Here is a 16,302-nt window from a genome sequence, read left to right as displayed (position 1 = left end):
ATGCCAAACCTATGCAGGGAAAAAAATGATGAACGCACAAAAATCTAAAATCGCACTGCTGCTGGCAGCAAGTGCCGTCACTATGGCCTTAACTGGTTGTGGTGGCAGCGATGGTAAAGATGGCAATCCTGGCGAACCTGGTGGCGAACCCGCACCAGCGATTCAAACCCTTAATTTTACCTTTAACAAATCAGTTGTGGCTAACGGTGTGCCTAGTGTTGAATTCACCGTCACTAACGAAGACGATTTACCAGTAGTAGGTCTGCAAAAAATGCGCTTCGCCGCAGCACAGTTGATCCCGCAAGGTGCAACAGGTGCAGGTAACGCCTCTCAGTGGCAATACTTTGGTGATGAGACCTGTGATGTGGCTTCAACCTGTCCAGGTACATTTGTGGACATGAAGAATGGTCACTACAGCTATACCTTCAATATGAACCTGACCGCAAACACTAAGGTCACGTACAATGCACAATTAGCCCAACGAGTGTTAATTCGTGCCTATAACACACCGTTACTCGATGGTACTCAAGTCCCTAATAGTAATGCCTTTGTCGACTTTACTGCCGATACGGGTGCCGCCCCCACATACAGCCGCAAAATTGTTGCCACTGAAAGCTGTAACACTTGCCACCAAGACTTAGCCAATGTAAAGCATAGCGGTGCTTATTCCGATGTGAACTACTGTGCGACTTGCCATACGGCTGGCAAAGTGGGCGTAGGTAAAGAGTTCAATGTTCTCGTTCACGCTAAACACAAAGACTTAACCTTAGGTTCATTAGAAAGCTGCCAAAGCTGTCATACGCAACATGATGCTACGCCAGATTGGAGCAATTGGTCTCGAATCCCCACAGCCGCAACTTGTGGTAGCTGCCATACCGCCGTTGATTTTGCTGCGGGTAACGGCCACTCACAACAACTTGACAACTCCAACTGTATTGCCTGTCATAACAGCGATTGGACAGCCGAGTTACACACGGGCAAAACCGCCGAGAAGAAAGCGGTTATCGCTCAGCTAGGTATGTCAGCAACGCTGGCAGGTCAAGACGACAATACTGCGGTATTAACCGTGTCTATCTTAGATAAAGACGGCAATGCCATCGATGCAGCAAGCGTTACAAGATAAGATCAAACGTTTAGAAACTATCACTAACGTGGGTCCTAACTTCCCGATCATGGGCTACAACAAGAGCCCTGGTAGCGGTGCCGCTAAAGTAGCCAAAGATCTGGTCAAAGATGGTGCACTACAAGAAGGTGTGACCTTAGCTGACGGTAAACTGGTATTCACAACACCTGCACTCCCCTTTGGTGCTGGCGACACAGATACCGCCTTTACCTTTATCGGTCTGGAAATGTGTAACACTGGTACCACACTGACGGCTTGTACTACTGACAGCGCAACCACTAGTATGAAAGCCGAGTTAGTGTTTGGCACTAAATCCGGTAATGCACCTAGCATGCGTCATGTAAACTCAGTGAACTTCAGCACTTGTCAAGGTTGCCACAGTGGTACTTTCGAGCTTCACAAAGGTCACCACTCAGGCTTTGTGATGACAGAACAAGTGTCACATGCCAAAGACGCAAACAATAACCCAATTGTGGGTGTGGATGCCTGTGTGGCCTGCCATACACCTGACGGCACCTATGCAAGTGGTGCAAACAAAGGTGGTTTCGAGATGAAACTGCACGTTGTCCACGGTGAGCAAGGTGTGATCAAAGAATGTACTCAGTGCCATAACGACTTCAACCTAGATGCATTCAAGGTTAAAGGTGCACTGGCGACTTCAGCAGGTAAATACACCACTCCAATCACGGCGACTTGTACTTCATGCCACGCGCCAGAATCCATCGGCCACGGCTTAGAAAACATGGGCGCGATTGTGAACGGTGATTATGTTCAAGCCAACCAAGCGGCACAGTCAGAAACCTGTTTCTACTGCCATACCCCAACAGTTGCAGATCACACTCAAGTGAAAATGTAATTTGCCCAAGCAGGGGGAGTTGAACTCCCCCTTTCTTGAATTTTGTTGGGACAAATTGGGAAGCCTACTATGAAGAACAGTCACAAAATGAAAAACCTACTGCCGGCATTAATGATGTCAGCGGTCATGGCATTTGCCATCGCACCGAGCGCTCACGCCTCCAAGTGGGATGAAAAAATGACCCCTGAGCAAGTCGAAGCGACCCTAGATAAGAAGTTTGCCGAAGGCAACTACTCACCTAAAGGCGCCGATTCTTGCTTGATGTGCCATAAAAAATCCGAAAAAGTCATGGACCTTTTCAAAGGTGTCCACGGCACCATTGACTCCTCCAAGAGCCCAATGGCAGGCCTACAATGTGAGGCTTGCCACGGCCCTATGGGTCAGCATAACAAGGGCGGCAACGAGCCGATGATCACTTTTGGTAAGCAGTCAACCTTAAGTGCCGACAAGCAAAACAGCGTATGTATGAGCTGTCACCAAGACGATAAACGCATGTCTTGGAATGGCGGTCACCATGACAACGCAGATGTTGCTTGTGCCTCTTGCCATCAAGTACACGTAGCCAAAGATCCAGTGCTTGCCAAAAACACTGAAATGGAAGTGTGTACCAGCTGCCATACCAAGCAAAAAGCGGATATGAACAAACGCTCAAGTCATCCATTAAAATGGGCCCAAATGACCTGTAGCGATTGCCATAATCCCCATGGGAGCATGACAGATTCCGATCTTAACAAACCTAGTATTAATGATACTTGTTACTCCTGCCACGCCGAAAAACGCGGCCCAAAATTGTGGGAGCATGCACCCGTCACTGAGAATTGTGTCACCTGCCATAATCCTCACGGTAGTGTGAATGATGCCATGCTGAAAACCCGCGCACCGCAGCTGTGTCAGCAATGTCACGCCAGTGATGGCCATGCCAGCAATGCCTACTTAGGTAACACTGGTTTAGGTTCTAACGTCGGTGACAATGCCTTTACAGGTGGAAGAAGCTGCTTAAATTGCCATAGTCAGGTCCATGGTTCTAACCATCCATCTGGCAAGCTATTACAGCGCTAAGGAGACGAGAAAATGAAATTTAAACTCAATTTGATCACTCTGGCGTTATTGGCAAACACAGGTTTTGCAGTGGCAGCCGATGGTTATGGCATCAATAATGCCAATACTGACAAAGTCAAATTCTCCGCTTGGAGTTGTAAAGGCTGCGTCGTTGAAACGGGCACATCCGGCACCGTCGGTGTAGGTGTTGGCTATAACAGTGAAGACGATATTCGCTCCGCCAATGCCTTTGGGTCCTCCAATGAAGTGGCGGGTAAGCTCGACGCCGATTTAAGCTTCAAAGGGGAGAAAGGTTACCGTGCCAGTATTGAAGCCTATCAATTGGGCATGGATGGTGGCCGCTTAGATGTGAATGCGGGCAAACAAGGGCAATACAATGTCAATGTTAACTACCGCCAAATTGCCACCTATGACACCAACAGCGCCCTAACACCCTATTCAGGTGTCGGTAGCGACCATTTGACCCTGCCTGATAACTGGATTACCGCCGGTTCAAGCAGCCAAATGCCGCTATTGATGGATAGCCTGAACTCACTGGAGCTATCACTTAAACGTGAACGCACAGGTTTAGGTTTTGAATACCAAGGCGAATCCCTGTGGAGCACCTATGTAAATTATATGCGTGAAGAAAAAACCGGTTTAAAACAAACCTCAGGTAGTTTCTTCAACCAATCGATGATGCTCGCCGAGCCTGTGGATTACACTACAGATACCATAGAAGCTGGCGTTAAGCTTAAAGGTGATCGTTGGTTCACGGCACTTAACTACAATGGTTCTATTTTCAAAAACGAATACAACCAGCTAAATTTTGACAGTGCATTCAATCCCACCTTTGGTGCCCAAACCTCCGGTGCTATCGCCCTTGACCCAGATAATCAGTCGCACACAGTGACACTAATGGGTCAATATAACGACAGCACTAATGTGTTATCGGGTCGCATACTGGCAGGGCAAATGAGCCAAGATCAGGCCTTAGTCACTTCAGGCTATGGCTATCAAGTGCCCACAGAAGCCGTGGATGCCAAAGTTGATCTGCTCGGGATGAACCTCAAAGTCGTCAGCAAAGTGAGTAATTCTGTGCGCTTAACGGGTAGTTATGACTACCACGACCGTGATAACAACACCCAAATCGAAGAATGGACCCAGATCAGCATCAATAATGTCAACGGTAAGGTGGCCTATAACACCCCTTACGATAATCGCAGTCAACGCTTCAAAGTGGCTGCAGATTACCGTATTACCCATGGGATGAAGCTGGACGGTGGTTATGATTTCAAGCGTGACCAACGTGATTATCAAGACCGTGAAACCACGGATGAAAACACCGTTTGGGCACGTTTTAGAGTCAATAGCTTCGATATGTGGGACATGTGGGTAAAAGGCAGTTACGCTAATCGTGATGGCTCACAATATCAAGCCTCTGAATGGACTTCTTCTGAAACCAACAGTTTGTTACGTAAGTATAACCTAGCGGATCGTGACAGAACCCAAGTGGAAGCCCGCGTCACTCATACGCCGATGGAGAGCCTGACTATCGACTTCGGCGCCCGTTATGCGTTAGATGATTATACCGATACTGTGATTGGTTTAACTGAGTCAAAAGACACCAGTTACGATGCCAATCTCAGCTATATGATCACCGCCGACTTACTGGCAACGGCCTTCTACAACCACCAAACCATTGAATCTGAACAGGCGGGAAGCAGCAATTACAGCACACCTACTTGGCAAGGTTTCATTGAGGACAAAGTGGATGTAATTGGTGCAGGTGTCAGCTATAACAACCTGCTCGAGAACAAGTTACGTTTAGGACTGGATTACACCTACTCAGACTCCGACAGTAACACTCAAGTCAGACAAGGTATCACGGGCGACTATGGCGATTATTTTGCCAAAGTACATAACATTAACTTATATGCTCAATATCAAGCCACCGACAAAATGGCGCTGCGCTTCGATTACAAAGTTGAGAACTATAAGGACAATGACGCCGCCAATGATATCGCCGTCGATGGGATCTGGAACGTCGTAGGCTTTGGTAGCAATAGCCATGACTACACGGCACAGATGATCATGCTCAGTCTGAGTTACAAACTCTAGTACGCGGTTCACTGCGATCCAAAAGCCCGCTTCCTGCGGGCTTTTGTTTATTTGTAGTTTAACGATTGTGGCAGTATAAAAGTCAAATTCTTGAATAAGATCAGACTCTGGCGCGAAAATCCGCCCATAAAAAGCTTATTCCTTGAGTTTTAAGTCACTTTAGCGGATCTTAATTCAATCTTTTCGTTAATCATCTAAAACCATGTTGAATCATTTGTCGCCCCCCCAACCCCAACGCTTGGCATCTATACCCGCATTACTCGGGCTAAGTTTACTCCCAGTGCCCGCCATTGCCTTCGATCCCTCGGGTGGCACGGCCAGCCTATTCATCATTTTAGGCCTAGGTGGCTTTACCTTAATCAATCTCCTTTTACAGGGATTATTTTTCTTTGCTGGTTGCTATCACAGCCGTACTTTTGCCAAGCGTCATGTGATCTGCGCCTTACTTATACCGCTGATTGCCGTCGCCCTGGCCATTTATGACCACAGGGGCTGGAGCGATTTCGCCCTCAATGTCGGCATTATCTGCATAGGCACAGGGCTGATCTTACTGCCACTGCAACTCCATCAAATCGATAAAACCGTCCATGCAAAAGCCGACTGGATCCTCAGCCTTGGGGCATTAACGATTTTAGGCTTAAGCTATATCATTGCCCCGCTAGCGCTTTTTGCCATTATCGTTGCCCATATTGGCTTAGCCTCTACACCGAAACAAATACCTAAACTATTAAATTATTTAGCTTTAGTGGGTGGCTATGGCCTATTTGGTTACTGGCTATACCAAACGCTAGTCATGTTCCAATCCTCACTGGCTTAAATACTCGGCTTAGATACTCAATATGGTGAAACAAGCACAAGGGCAAGCGCCGGAACCAATAGGCTTAACTGCCATGGACGCGCTATTAATAAAAATCAGGGCCTGCACACTCTGCCAAGCCCATTTGCCGCTACCAGCTCAACCTATTTTACAAGCCAGTCACCAGGCACGGATCTTAATTGCCGGCCAAGCGCCGGGGATTAAAACTCACCATAAAGGCATTCCTTTTGATGATGCCAGCGGTGAGAGGCTACGCGCTTGGTTAAATGTCACCCGTGAGCAATTTTACGATCCTACCCTATTTGCCATAGTGCCAATGGGATTTTGTTTTCCAGGAAGCATAGAGAAAAACGGTAAAAAATTGGGCGATAAGGCGCCTCGGCCCGAATGCGCCGCCACTTGGCATAGGCAACTACTGGCGCTGATGCCACAAATAGAGTTAATCGTGATCCTCGGCCAATATGCCATCGATTACCACTTAGCCTCTAATGGGATTGATACAACCGCTATAGATACCCCGACAAATACAAGCTCAGCTCCCACTCCCAATACGCAAGCAAGAGCGAAGGCAAAGGGCATCACAGTGACTCAGGCAACGGCACAGTGGCAGCAATATTGGCCCAAGTTTATCGTTTTGCCACACCCTAGCCCACGCAATAATCTCTGGCTTAAGCAACACCCTGAGTTTGAACGCGATATGCTGCCAAGACTGAGGCAAAGGATTGCAACATTACTCGAGGTTTCACTGCCCCCATCAAACTAAAGAGCCTCGAGTTAATTGCTCGAGGCTCTAGTCTTAGTATCACTAAAATCAATATGTTACTGGCAAGTAACACCTACAGATGAAAATGCGGAAGTCACATCGGCAACGGAGTAACCATAGTCATTTGCCGCAGTTTGCACTCCGCAGGCAGCTTGATTGAAACCTGATGTTGGATTCCAATACAACTGATTTGCTAATACAAATACATCAAATGCCTTACGGGTATTCCAACCACTTTTACTCGCTAACAAGTAGAATGCTTTGTTATACACACCGGAAGAGTAATGCACATCCATACTGCTGGTATAATCGGCAGCATCACCGATAGAGCGCCCATCCAGGGTGGGATCATTCATATAACGTAGCGCCCCCGAGCTTTTGACTATGTCATAACCCACCTTCCAATCGTTGCTGCCACGCATATAATACTCGGCCGCTTCACCTGCAATATCAGAGAAAGCCTCATTGATACCACCCGATTGACCACTGTAATTTAACCCTGAGTTTTGCTCGGTAAAGCCATGGCTCACCTCATGGGCCGACACATCTAAGCTTACCAAGGGATAGAAGTAACTTGCTCCATCCCCAAAGGACATGGCCGAGCCATCCCAGAAAGCGTTTTCATAGTTGCGACCATAATGCACCCGCATTTCTAACTGGAAAGTCAATGGTGCGGTGTTATACCAATCTTTATACATGTTGAAAATGACCCCACCAAAGTAGTGGGCATCGTTGAGCGGTGAATAGGCACCATTAGTCAACTTGTAGGTATTCTCAGGGCAGGTAAAAGAGTAAGTCGTGCCACGGCGCGTAGCATTCGCCATATTGACAGTCTTCACATTGGTATTTTGCATAGTGCAAACACTATTAGACTCACTCACCTTAAGATAGCCATAATCGCTACCATAATAGTACTGACCGATTTTGGCATTTCCACCCGGACCCGAGGCATCAAAAGATATGCTTGTGCCCCCACCTGAGCCACCACCGCCAGGTTTGCCTCCTTTCGCGGTCATGATCTCGTTCCAGTGCCTGATCACATCACCGGTTTGTGCATCGACAAAGCCCGTTGGTCGAGAAAGCTCATCGGTTTGATCGCTTAAGTAAGAAACGCGATACACCAATCTAGGCACCCCCCCCTCCATTAAAATGACCAGTTCAATCTCTTTTTTACCCGATGCCGCCGATCCCGGATATAGCTTATTCAGCGCCGCAATTGCCTGACCTTGAGTGATCCCCGCTTCCACGGAAAAATCATCCTCGATTTGCGCAACGTCGCCCATGGCGGTTTGCGCTAAACCATCGTGGCTCACAACCAAATGATGCCCGTAGACCAATACACCATTGTAATATTGCTGTTCTTTGGTTTTTTTCTGCCCACGGGCAGTGGTAATCGCCTTCGTTTCTTTGAAACTATGTCCTTGGCTTAATCCCGCCGCAGATTGAAGCGATTGACCATGATTAACTTTTATTTCAACTGCTTGTGCTTGCAAGCTGCTCGCTATGCAAATAGCCAGAGCCGAAGGTAAGGTATAGATCTTCATTATCATGTCCTTTGTCATTTTCCGATGCTGGATAGACGGCACTCAGCGGATACAAAGTGTCACAAATAAAACAGGCTTACAAATTAATTTGTTGCATTACGGTTAATAATTTAACAAACCAAATACAAAATAAGTATAGAAGATTATAAAAACACCTGCTTTTTTAAGGCGCTTGCTATTGGCTTGGTTATCAGTAAATCTAGCCATGCAATGTTTATTAATAGACTGAAATCTAAGGTTAGTTATGTATGTTTTAGATCAGCAAATTGCCAAACAAATTGTGAGTCGTACGATGAAAATTATCGGCCACAATATTAATGTGATGAACGGCCAAGGGGTGATCCTAGGTTCAGGAGATCCTAAACGTATTGGTTCTACTCATGAAGGCGCGCTACTGGCGATTGCACAAAATCGCAATGTGGAAATAAGTCAGGAAGTAGCCTCAGGGCTCCATGGCGTTAAGCCCGGTATCAATTTACCCTTGCATTATCAAGGACAAATCATAGGTGTTGTCGGCATTACAGGTGATCCCAGTGAGTTCGCCCATTACGGCGAGTTACTCAAAATGACCGCCGAAATGATAGTCGAACAAGCTAATTTGCAGGATAAATTGCAGTGGGAGAACCGCCAGCGGGAAGAATTTATTCTACAACTGATCAAGGCACAAACCGTTGATGATGAGCAACTACACCGCTGGGCCAAACAACTCGACATTGATATCAGCCAACCACGGGTCGCGGCCATTATTGAGGTCAGTGAAAAGCACCGACACCCCCTTGTAGAGGACAAGCCCCCTTTTAATGGGTTAAGCAAGGCTGAGCAAAGCAATGATAGGCAAAATCCCCGAGTGAGCGAAACCCTAAAACAAGTGTTACATCTACTGCAAAATCCTGATCGCGGCAATTTAATCGCCATGACTTCCATGTCACAGCTAGTGATCTTAAAACCGGCTTTTTTGGACGGAAAACAATGGGATCCTGAACTTGAAAACCAACGTATTGATAAATTGCTGCAACGTTTACCCGCCCAGATGGATTTAAACTTTAAAATTGCCCTAGGCCATTTTTTCCCCGAAAAAGGCGGTATAGCGCGCTCTTACCAAACGGCGCAGGAAACCTTGAACATAGGTAAACAGCTCAATCCTGAAGGCACTAAATACCTGTTTGAAGATTATTCTCTGCAAGTGCTACTCGCAGGGCTTAAACATGATTGGCGTGGTCAGGCACTGGCAATGCCCTATCAACAACTCGCCAAGGCCGATAAAAACGGTCAATTACGCAAAACCTTAGCCGCCTATATCACCCACTTTGGTGATGCGCAGCAATGTGCTAATGCCCTGTTTATTCACCGTAATACCTTAAGATATCGACTAGATAAAATTCAGCAGCTCACTAAAACAGATATTCAATCCCTGCATGGGCTATTAAGCCTGTATCTTGGGCAATTGATTGATACTTCGACTGGCTCAACTTAACAGCCTCTATGTTTAACCGCACATAGGTTTAGCAACTATGCCTAGCGGTGTGACGGATTGAGTCGCTGATGGGTTTAAGGAGCCAACGAGAAACAGGCAAACAGATAGAGATCATAAAAAGTACTGACGTTATTTCCGTGTCATTGAATAAAACTTGGCATTTATTGGAAGCCTGATTGAAAGATTTATACCGTATCCCCTTTCCTATAGTCTCTGATAACCGTCTCGCGTCGACATTTCGAACGCTCGACCCAGTCCATTAAAAGGAATTGCTATGAACCTCATCAAACTGACTTTACTCGCCAAGGCTTGTCTAATTAGTGGTATTGCACTGACTTCACCGACATTAATCGCTGCCGAAAAAACCATTCCCGAGCTGGTCGATGCCGTTAATGGCACACCCGATGCGGCAAGTCGCGAGGCGGGTAAAAAAGTCAAACTGCGCAATCACACTAAAGGATTTTGTACCTCAGGCAGTTTTAAACCGGATCCGCAACTACAACAAACATTGGCGATCCCATTTTTTAATCAAGATTCGATTAAGATCACTGCCCGTTTTTCCCTTGGCGGCACAAATCCGCAGATCTCCGATAAAACCGCAGGGCGCTTTATGTCACTCAAAATTGATGGCGATAAAGAAAACCTTAACTTTGTCACAACTAATATTCCCGTTTTCTTTGCCAGTAATCTTGAAGAGTTTTTTAACTTTCAAACCAAAGTGAAACAGGGCGCTGAAGGTAAACAGTGGCTTATCGACAATCAACCCAGCGCTAAAACCTTTTTCGACTATGTAAAACAACTGCCTCCCAGCCCAAGTTTCGCCAACAGCCGCTACTATGGCGTAAATAGTTTCCTGTTTAGTACGCAAAAAGACAGCGCCCAGCAAGGTGAAACGGTCGCGGGTAAGTGGATTTTTGAACCCGTCGCAGGCACGGCGGCGTTGTCAGCCAGCGAACTGGCTGAGCTTGGCGATGATTTTTTAAAGGCTGAACTACTCCAGCGCATTAAAACCCAGCCTGCACAATGGAACCTCTATATTCAACTGGCTGAAGCGGGCGATGAGATTAATGATCCAACCGTGATTTGGCCTGAGACTCGCCAGCGTTTGCTCGTCGGCCAAGTGGTGATTAACGGTGAACGAGATAACGATCCCCAAGTTCAACAGTGTGATAAAGGCATTTTCAACCCGCTGTTATTACCTAAGGGCATTGCCGCATCGGCCGATCCTATACTCAATGCCCGAACCGCCGCCTATGTAGAATCCTTTATTCGTCGTCAATAAGTGCGCCGAGTTAAGCCCAGTCTCTCCTGTTAAGGTTGGCAAATAGCCATATTTGCCAACTCTATAGACAAAATTAACCCTCTTACATTCGAATTCACTTAAGTCTTTTTGTGCATGCGCACAAAAATAGCCTGTCATATGGCGGTAAGTCCGTCGGTTTAGCCAAAGCTATTCAAATATGCCTGCACAATAATAGGATGACCTTAAGGCAGCCTTCATTTGGACTCAGGCCTAAATGAACACTGCGCCCTACAATATCCGTCAAAACTCACTTAAGAAACTTACTCAAAAACTTCAGCCAAGAACTGAACGGGACAAACTATGAACTTAGTGCTTATTCTTATCGGCGTGATTGCATTTATTGTTTTCGCGACCTCAAAATTTAAACTCCACCCCTTTCTAACCTTAATTTTAGCCGCCTTTATCGCAGCCTTCGCCTATGGCTTACCGAGCGGAGAAATCGCTAAAACCATTACCACAGGGTTTGGCAATATTTTAGGTTATATCGGCCTAGTGATCGTATTGGGGACGATTATCGGGATTATTCTCGAAAAGAGCGGCGCAGCCATTACCATGGCCGACGTGGTGATCAAGCTATTGGGTAAACGCTTCCCGACGCTCACTATGTCCATCATAGGTTATCTCGTGTCTATCCCCGTATTCTGTGACTCGGGCTTTGTGATCTTAAACTCGTTAAAACAATCCATGGCTAACCGCATGAAGGTCTCTAGTGTCTCCATGAGCGTTGCCTTAGCCACGGGGTTGTATGCCACTCACACCTTTGTACCGCCAACGCCTGGCCCTATCGCCGCCGCAGGTAACTTAGGCTTAGAGTCTAATTTAGGTTTAGTGATCGGCGTGGGTCTATTTGTCGCCGCCGTTGCCGCGCTTGCGGGTATGTTATGGGCAAACCGTTTTGCCGATGTTGAGCCCGATGGTGAAGGTGCAGAAGAGCTGAAGGCACAGCTAGATGATTATGAATCACTGAAAAAAAGCTATGGCACTCTGCCCAATCCACTAAAAGCCTTCGCGCCAATTTTTGTGCCGATCATATTAATTTGTCTAGGTTCCATCGCTAATTTCCCCTCGGCTCCCTTAGGTAAAGAAGGTTTATTTACCGCACTCGTATTCCTCGGCCAGCCCGTTAATGCCCTGATGATTGGCCTGTTTTTATCCCTGTTGTTATTAAAAGGTGAGAATAAGATCAGTGAATTTAGTGAGCGCATTAGCCAAGGACTCGTCACAGCCGCGCCGATTATCTTGATCACAGGTGCGGGTGGCGCCTTTGGTGCAGTCTTAAAAGCCACGCCTATAGGCGACTTTTTAGGTAGCTCACTGTCGGCGCTAGGTATCGGTATCTTTATGCCCTTTATCGTCGCCGCGGCGCTTAAATCGGCGCAGGGTTCATCCACTGTGGCGTTAGTTGCGACCTCGGCACTGGTTGCGCCTATGCTAGGTGATATAGGTCTTGGCAGCGATATGGGCCGCGTATTAACGGTAATGGCAATTGGTGCGGGCGCGATGACGGTTTCCCACGCCAATGACAGTTTTTTCTGGGTCGTGACCCAATTTAGCCGCATGAGTGTGAAACAAGCCTATAAGGCACAAACCATGGCAACCCTAATCCAAGGTGTCACCGCCATGGTGACTGTGTATGTGCTGAGCTTAGTCTTGCTCTAATATTGATTTGACCTTGGTTTGACCTTGATTCGATATTGTGTCCTTGGGCGCATACTGCGCCCATTTAGTTGTAGGATTTTTAATGAAAATAGTTATCGCCCCCGACTCCTTTAAAGAAAGCTTAAGCGCACTCGAAGTCGCCAACGCGATTGAACAGGGCTTAAAACAAGTGCTCCCCGACTGCGATATAGTCAAAATCCCCGTTGCCGATGGCGGCGAAGGTACAGTGCAGTCTATGGTCGATGCCACAGGTGGCAGTATTGTCAATTTAGAGGTCATGGGCCCACTCGGAAATAGAGTACAGGCGCACTATGGCATCCTCGGCAATGGTTCAAATGGTAGTGCTGCAACTCATTCAGATACTGGTGCTATTGCCGTAATTGAAATGGCCTCAGCCTCTGGGCTACACCATGTACCAAGGGAGCAACGAAATCCGCTGCTCACCACAAGTTATGGTACGGGCGAGTTGATTTGTGATGCGCTTAATCGGGGGATAAAGCACATCATTTTAGGCTTAGGCGGCAGTGCCACCAACGATGGTGGTGCGGGTATGGCCCAAGCGTTGGATATTTTATTGCTCGACAGCCAAGGTAAAACCTTGCCCGCTGGCGGCGCTGCGCTAGCCAATCTTGCCCGTATTGATATGACAAACGCCCATCCACTACTGAGCCAATGTAGCTTCGAAGTCGCCTGTGATGTTGACAACCCTCTGTGTGGTGAGCGTGGTGCATCGGCGATTTTTGGTCCGCAAAAAGGCGCTACCCCCGAGATGGTTAAGCAGCTAGATACGGCCCTTGCCCACTACGCCGATATGATAGTCCAAAGTGGCGTTGCCGATCACCGTGGGCAAGCTGGCGCGGGTGCGGCGGGCGGTATGGGCCTTGGTGTGATGGCTTTTTTAAATGCCGAACTCAAACCCGGTGTCGAGATTGTAATGCAAACCGTTGGCCTCGCTGACAAAATTCGCGGTGCCGATTTAGTGATCACAGGTGAAGGCCGCATCGATGGTCAAACTGTATTTGGTAAAACCCCGATGGGCGTGTTAAAGCAAGCCAGACTGCAGGGGATTCCCACTATTGGTATTGCCGGCTGCCTAGGTGAAAACGCCAATGCCATTCTGGATCAAGGTATGTCGGCAATTTTCCCTATTATTCCGGCCCTAAGTTCGCTTGAGAATGTGTTGGCCAATGCCAAGCTAAACCTTTGTAACACCGCCCGTAATATTGGTGCTGTGCTGATGTTAGGCAAACCCTAGACCATAAGGCCAAGGGAAAATCGAGCAAAGGCGCCCACATGGCGCCTTGTTTTTTACCTCGCCGCCGAGCCTGCACTAGATTTTAATGCTTGATGACTAAAAGGCCTTGCAGTAAAGTGAGCTCCCTTTTTGGTAATCCGCCTTGATTGCTTTCGAGAGTCACTGATTTGGTTATACTCTTTGAACAAATTTGCGGTTTCACTATAAGAATTAATAGACGGCAAGCCCCATGACTCAAAAACTCCCTCGCCAAGCCACGGCATCCGAAGCCAGTCTGATGCGCATATTTACTGTGCCGGAAGATGCAGAATCGACCTTAAGTATTATCGAGCAGAAGCTTTCCGAGGATTTAGCAGGTTTTTTGGGTGACAGCATTGCCGCGCTCGAAAAGCCCTTATCGGAAATTGAAACCGATTTTCAGGCCTTTGAGATCCCAACTCAGCCGCGTTTTGTCTCCGATTACACCGACGAGATCATGCAAAATCTGGTGGCCCATTCGGTCCATACGGCGGCGCCCAGTTTTATCGGCCACATGACTTCGGCACTGCCCTACTTTGTGTTACCGCTGTCGAAGATGATGGTGGGGCTCAATCAAAACTTGGTAAAAATCGAGACATCCAAGGCATTTACGCCCCTTGAGCGCCAAGTGCTCGGCATGATGCACCATTTGATTTACGCCCAAGATACGGATTTTTATCAAAGCTGGATGCACAGCGCCAATCATTCCCTCGGGGCATTTTGCTCCGGCGGCACAGTTGCCAACATTACCGCCCTGTGGATTGCCCGCAATCAATTATTAAGGGCCGATGGCGACTTTAAAGGCGTGACCCGCGAAGGGTTACTCAAGGCGCTGCGCCACTATGGCTATGATGATTTAGCGATTTTAGTCTCGGAGCGCGGTCACTATTCGCTGGGCAAAGCCGTCGATCTGCTTGGCATTGGCCGCGACAATATCATCAGCATTCCCACGGGTAGTGATAACAAGGTCGATGTGGCTAAAATGCGCCAAGCGGCCCTTGAACTTGCCAGTAAAAATATCAAGGTATTGGCGATTGTTGGCGTGGCTGGCACCACTGAGACAGGTAATGTTGACCCGCTGATTGAGTTAGCGACGCTCGCAAAAGAGTTAAATTGTCATTTCCATGTGGATGCAGCCTGGGGCGGCGCGAGTTTATTATCCCATAAATACCGCCACTTACTCGCAGGTATCGAACTTGCTGATTCGGTGACTATCGATGCCCACAAACAAATGTATGTGCCCATGGGCGCGGGCATGGTGTTATTTAAGGACCCAGAGTTTGCCCACGCCATTGCCCATCACGCCGAATATATTCTGCGCCGCGGTTCTAAGGATCTCGGTAGCCAAACCCTGGAAGGCTCACGCCCCGGCATGGCAATGTTAGTGCACGCTTGCTTGCAAATTATCGGCCGCGATGGGTATGAAATCTTAATCAATAACAGCCTTGAAAAAGCGGGCTATTTTGCCGAGCAAATCAAAGCCCATGAGGATTTTGAGCTGGTCACTGAACCAGAGCTGTGCCTGCTCACCTATCGTTATGTCCCCGCTAAAGTGCAAGCCGTCATGCAGCTTGCCTGTGAGCAAGCAGACACAGTAAAACTTGCGCGCTTTAACGAGCTGCTCGATGGCCTGACCCAGTTTATTCAAAAGCACCAACGCGAACAGGGTAAATCCTTCGTCTCCCGCACCCGCATTCAGCCAGCCCGCTATTTTAGGCAAGCGACCGTGGTGTTTCGCGTAGTACTCGCCAACCCTTTGACTAGCCATGAGATCCTCAATCAAGTGCTGGTCGAACAAGGCGAAATCGCAGCACTAGATAACGAGTTTTTGCCCGCGCTAATGGCGATGGTGGCTGAATAGCGAGTTGTTTAGCGAAAGTTACAAATCGCAACTCAAATAAAGCACTTCAATAGCAAAACAGCCGTAAATTATTTGCGGCTGTTTGCTTAGTGATACAAAGTTAGTGCAACGTTGGCCAAGCGAGAAGCTTTAGCAACCCTTCTAAGATTAAAAGTAGGGTAGAGTTCAAAGCATTTATCCATCACTCTGTTGTACGCCGAATTCAACTGCTTCCGTGACACGCCGTGAAGCCATCCATGGCGGCTCTACGATGACATCCATGTCATCGAAGGTCACGTCCGCAATCGAATTCGCCTTAGCAAATCTCGGTGTAATTTGCTGGCAAAAATACCGTGAAAACAGCGTTGAAAAGTCAACCTCTGCCCATAGGGGTTATGTTTTCAAAAGTAATTATGATGGTGTGGGTATCCTTACTCTTTTTTGCTAGCCTTTCCGTTATTACTTGATTAAAGTGTGATTTCTTTAATGAG

Annotated in this window: 10 protein-coding genes and 1 pseudogene; 10 read left to right on the top strand and 1 reads right to left on the bottom strand. The window is 47.5% G+C overall.

Going from position 1 to position 16,302, the window contains the following annotated elements; all coding sequences use genetic code 11:
• Nucleotides 1-25: 25 nt before the first annotated feature.
• From SOHN41_RS07140 to SOHN41_RS07120, 5 genes and pseudogenes are all read left to right on the top strand, one after another.
• A pseudogene (locus SOHN41_RS07140) lies at nucleotides 26-1,979 on the top strand (OmcA/MtrC family decaheme c-type cytochrome).
• 69 nt (nucleotides 1,980-2,048) lie between these two features.
• A complete protein-coding gene (mtrA, locus tag SOHN41_RS07135) occupies nucleotides 2,049-3,038 on the top strand; it encodes a decaheme c-type cytochrome MtrA (RefSeq protein WP_007647103.1) in 990 nt (329 codons plus the stop codon).
• Nucleotides 3,039-3,050: 12 nt separating this feature from the next.
• On the top strand, nucleotides 3,051-5,138 hold the full coding sequence (locus tag SOHN41_RS07130) for an MtrB/PioB family decaheme-associated outer membrane protein (RefSeq protein ID WP_007647101.1): 2,088 nt from the start codon (nucleotides 3,051-3,053) through the stop codon (nucleotides 5,136-5,138).
• Nucleotides 5,139-5,340: 202 nt separating this feature from the next.
• Nucleotides 5,341-5,955: a hypothetical protein gene (locus tag SOHN41_RS07125; protein ID WP_007647099.1), complete on the top strand. Its 615-nt coding sequence runs from the start codon at nucleotides 5,341-5,343 to the stop codon at nucleotides 5,953-5,955.
• 73 nt (nucleotides 5,956-6,028) lie between these two features.
• Complete coding sequence (locus SOHN41_RS07120; RefSeq protein ID WP_037458387.1) at nucleotides 6,029-6,718, top strand: uracil-DNA glycosylase family protein; 690 nt, start codon at nucleotides 6,029-6,031, stop codon at nucleotides 6,716-6,718.
• Between the two features lie 56 nt (nucleotides 6,719-6,774).
• Here SOHN41_RS07120 and SOHN41_RS07115 read toward each other — a convergent pair whose 3' ends face one another.
• A complete protein-coding gene (locus SOHN41_RS07115) occupies nucleotides 6,775-8,262 on the bottom strand; it encodes a M4 family metallopeptidase (protein WP_007647095.1) in 1,488 nt (495 codons plus the stop codon).
• A 244-nt stretch (nucleotides 8,263-8,506) separates the two neighbouring features.
• Here SOHN41_RS07115 and SOHN41_RS07110 point away from each other — a divergent pair, with 244 nt between their 5' ends.
• The 5 genes from SOHN41_RS07110 to panP all read left to right on the top strand — a co-directional run bounded on the left by SOHN41_RS07110 (nucleotide 8,507) and on the right by panP (nucleotide 15,832).
• Nucleotides 8,507-9,736, top strand: a complete 1,230-nt coding sequence (locus tag SOHN41_RS07110; RefSeq protein ID WP_007647093.1) for a sugar diacid recognition domain-containing protein — start codon at nucleotides 8,507-8,509, stop codon at nucleotides 9,734-9,736.
• 274 nt (nucleotides 9,737-10,010) lie between these two features.
• Nucleotides 10,011-11,018: a catalase family peroxidase gene (locus SOHN41_RS07105; protein WP_007647091.1), complete on the top strand. Its 1,008-nt coding sequence runs from the start codon at nucleotides 10,011-10,013 to the stop codon at nucleotides 11,016-11,018.
• A 321-nt stretch (nucleotides 11,019-11,339) separates the two neighbouring features.
• Nucleotides 11,340-12,698, top strand: a complete 1,359-nt coding sequence (locus tag SOHN41_RS07100; RefSeq protein WP_007647089.1) for a GntP family permease — start codon at nucleotides 11,340-11,342, stop codon at nucleotides 12,696-12,698.
• Nucleotides 12,699-12,780: 82 nt separating this feature from the next.
• Nucleotides 12,781-13,953 (top strand): glycerate kinase, encoded by a 1,173-nt coding sequence (locus tag SOHN41_RS07095; RefSeq protein ID WP_007647088.1) that lies wholly within the window; start codon nucleotides 12,781-12,783, stop codon nucleotides 13,951-13,953.
• A gap of 229 nt (nucleotides 13,954-14,182) precedes the next feature.
• Entirely contained in the window at nucleotides 14,183-15,832 is a 1,650-nt protein-coding gene (gene panP, locus SOHN41_RS07090; protein WP_007647082.1) for a pyridoxal-dependent aspartate 1-decarboxylase PanP, read from the top strand.
• Nucleotides 15,833-16,302 lie beyond the last annotated feature (470 nt).

Source organism: Shewanella sp. HN-41, assembly GCF_000217915.1.
Lineage (GTDB): Bacteria > Pseudomonadota > Gammaproteobacteria > Enterobacterales > Shewanellaceae > Shewanella.
This window is presented reverse-complemented; position numbering and strand designations above follow the sequence as displayed.

Coding starts and splice junctions, on each gene's coding strand:
- SOHN41_RS07125 (WP_007647099.1), top strand. CDS start 5,341: ATGTTGAATCATTTGTCGCCCCCCCAACCCCAACGCTTGGCATCTATA.
- SOHN41_RS07100 (WP_007647089.1), top strand. CDS start 11,340: ATGAACTTAGTGCTTATTCTTATCGGCGTGATTGCATTTATTGTTTTC.
- SOHN41_RS07130 (WP_007647101.1), top strand. CDS start 3,051: ATGAAATTTAAACTCAATTTGATCACTCTGGCGTTATTGGCAAACACA.
- SOHN41_RS07105 (WP_007647091.1), top strand. CDS start 10,011: ATGAACCTCATCAAACTGACTTTACTCGCCAAGGCTTGTCTAATTAGT.
- mtrA (WP_007647103.1), top strand. CDS start 2,049: ATGAAGAACAGTCACAAAATGAAAAACCTACTGCCGGCATTAATGATG.
- panP (WP_007647082.1), top strand. CDS start 14,183: ATGACTCAAAAACTCCCTCGCCAAGCCACGGCATCCGAAGCCAGTCTG.
- SOHN41_RS07110 (WP_007647093.1), top strand. CDS start 8,507: ATGTATGTTTTAGATCAGCAAATTGCCAAACAAATTGTGAGTCGTACG.
- SOHN41_RS07120 (WP_037458387.1), top strand. CDS start 6,029: ATGGACGCGCTATTAATAAAAATCAGGGCCTGCACACTCTGCCAAGCC.
- SOHN41_RS07115 (WP_007647095.1), bottom strand. CDS start 8,262: ATGAAGATCTATACCTTACCTTCGGCTCTGGCTATTTGCATAGCGAGC.
- SOHN41_RS07095 (WP_007647088.1), top strand. CDS start 12,781: ATGAAAATAGTTATCGCCCCCGACTCCTTTAAAGAAAGCTTAAGCGCA.